The sequence below is a fragment of the Komagataeibacter intermedius TF2 genome, from assembly GCF_000964425.1.
Classification (GTDB): domain Bacteria; phylum Pseudomonadota; class Alphaproteobacteria; order Acetobacterales; family Acetobacteraceae; genus Komagataeibacter; species Komagataeibacter intermedius.
Genome location: NZ_BANF01000090.1, coordinates 1 through 2,220, shown reverse-complemented (window position 1 = coordinate 2,220; position 2,220 = coordinate 1). Strand labels below are relative to the sequence as shown.

Annotated in this window: 1 protein-coding gene and 1 pseudogene; both read right to left on the bottom strand. The window is 55.0% G+C overall.

The annotated features are described in order from the left end of the window. Positions 1-374: 374 nt before the first annotated feature. Positions 375-1,316: a LysR family transcriptional regulator gene (locus B7449_RS12245; RefSeq protein WP_082084851.1), complete on the bottom strand. Its 942-nt coding sequence runs from the start codon at positions 1,314-1,316 to the stop codon at positions 375-377. 356 nt (positions 1,317-1,672) lie between these two features. Beyond that, positions 1,673-1,849: pseudogene (locus B7449_RS22860) on the bottom strand (IS5/IS1182 family transposase); the annotation flags it as partial. Positions 1,850-2,220: the final 371 nt, after the last annotated feature.

Genomic DNA, 2,220 nt, shown 5'->3' with positions numbered 1-2,220 from the left:
CGGGAGCGGGCATCCACCCCATCAGTTCTCAGTGAAAATCAACACTCGATCACAGCCTCGACCAACTGTAAGCTACCAGTCGCAGGCATAGGCGTAGAACTAGTCGTAGACATGGAACCCCGGCGTCAGACCAACGCCACCAGCCTATCCCGGACCGGCAACGCCGCTAACCCACGGGGTCTCCTTGCCGCTTACCAAGCGGCGTTGATCTCGATCCAGATATCTCACGACGATTGGCCCTGACGGGCCAGTGCGCAATGGCACACGCCAGCTATGTGGAAAGCGCGCGTGCCATGGCGCACACCCTCACCAACTGGCCTGGTTTTGCTCCGCCGCCATGGCCGATTTTTGCGCCGCCGTTGACAGGTTTAGAGTTATAGGTCCTGACGCACGAGTGCATAGCCTGGGTGACGAATCAATTTGTCGAAGTTTTGGCAAAGCGTATCAATTACTAGTTTGACGCGAGGGTTGCGATGGCGGGCGGCGCCATATATTGCCCAGACAGATATTTTTTCACTCTCGTTGGCTTCTTGGAGGAGCGGTATGAGGTGACCTTGAGCAACTTCATAATGCACAAAAAAGTTCGGCAGATATGCTATTGCCTCTCCTGAAACTGCATAGAATTTTGCCATCCAATAATCATGAACGCTGAATCGCACATTGTAATCGCCAATCCGCTGTCCGTCTGTGTCTTGAAGTAGCCAAGGCTCCGCTATTCCCTTGCGCGTATATTCTATGCCGGGCATTTCCCTTATATCCTCAACAGAATTAGGGGTTCCTAGCCGCTGCAGAAGTAGCGGACTAGCGTAGGCGCGATACCCAACATTGCCTAGTTTTCGACAAACGTGATGAGATGATGGGGCAGTGCCAACAAAAATAAGGCAATCAAATTCTGTTTGTTCTGGCAATGGAGTGTCACTAGGGTACATTCGTGTTTCGAAGGATAGCCCCGGATGCTCTCTTGCCAAGTACAAAGTTGCTGCGCCAATAATGCTGGTCCCAAACTCCGCACTTCCTAATATCCTCACTTTACCATTCAAGGAGCTATGGGCACGTTGAGCCGCACTTGCAGCCAGTTCGATGCTGTCAAATATACGGCCGGTATTATCTAGAAGGGCACGTCCAGAATCTGTGAGCTGCAAGCCTCTCTGAGAACGATGAAACAACTCAACTTCCAGCAAATCCTCCAGGCGGCGGATGCTGTGGCTGAGCGTTGCCTTTGGTGCGCCGGAAATCATACCGGCGCGCATCAGGCTTCCCGTCCTCGCGACATGAACGAAATTGCTGATATCCTTGAATTCAACTTTGGTCGTCATGGCGGCCTGGGCTTTTCCAAACCTCGAACGGAAGGTCTGGTCAGTTGGTTTACTCCGGGTGGCAACGCGTTGCTACCAAATTATGACAGCGTTCTGTCTTCGGCAGGCGAGGTTAGCACTTTGCTGCCATTTTATGCAAGGGTGACAACAAAAATAGCTACTTAAGTAGCACTTGGTGGGGATTCCGCCCGAGAACGCTAAAGCGTGAGGAGGGTAGCACTCGGAGACCAACAGGTCGCTGGTTTAGTGCCGCGCTGAAGATGTCATTTTCAGCTCTGCTGCGGCTTTGGCTTGTTCATCTGTTCTGTGTGGCGGGTTTGGTCGGTTTGCGACGTCATCTTCTGCTCAAGCCGGGTCAGCTTTGGCAGTCTGGGGAGATTTCCGGCGGCCAGCGTCATGATGAAGCGAAACCGTGCGCATTCAATGCCGCGATAAACGGTCTGGACGGCGCCTCCGATGGTTTTGGCCCAGCCGAAAGCCTCCTCGATCCGTTTGCGGTGCCTGAGGGGACGAGCGTAGCCCTTGTACCCGGTGAGCGCAAGGGAAGGTGCGGTAAGTGGGTCCGTCGAAACACCAGCGGGAAGGGCGCTGTGCATCAGATAAGCCCATGCACTGCATTCCTTGGGGGCCCCGGCCCGAGGGCCGGAGTGGACAGGCCGAACGAAAGAGCCGCACCAGAGGGCGCGGCAGTTGCTTGTCATCGCTAGAAGACAAGAGGGTTCAGCTATGGGCCGGGGGTAGTCGTGGTCAAGGGCACCGTTGTGTCGTGCCTGCGTCGGCTTCCGGCTGACAATCACCGGGGATGCCGCCCTAGATAACGGCTCGGCTTGGCAGCACAGGGCCTGCGTAGGCACAGGCCCTAGGGCGTGTCGTCAGTTAAACGGGGGGCTTATGAAGCTTGTAC

Bases quoted from the DNA above. Each gene is read 5' to 3' on its own strand.
- B7449_RS12245 (WP_082084851.1), bottom strand. From the start codon at position 1,316: ATGACGACCAAAGTTGAATTCAAGGATATCAGCAATTTCGTTCATGTC.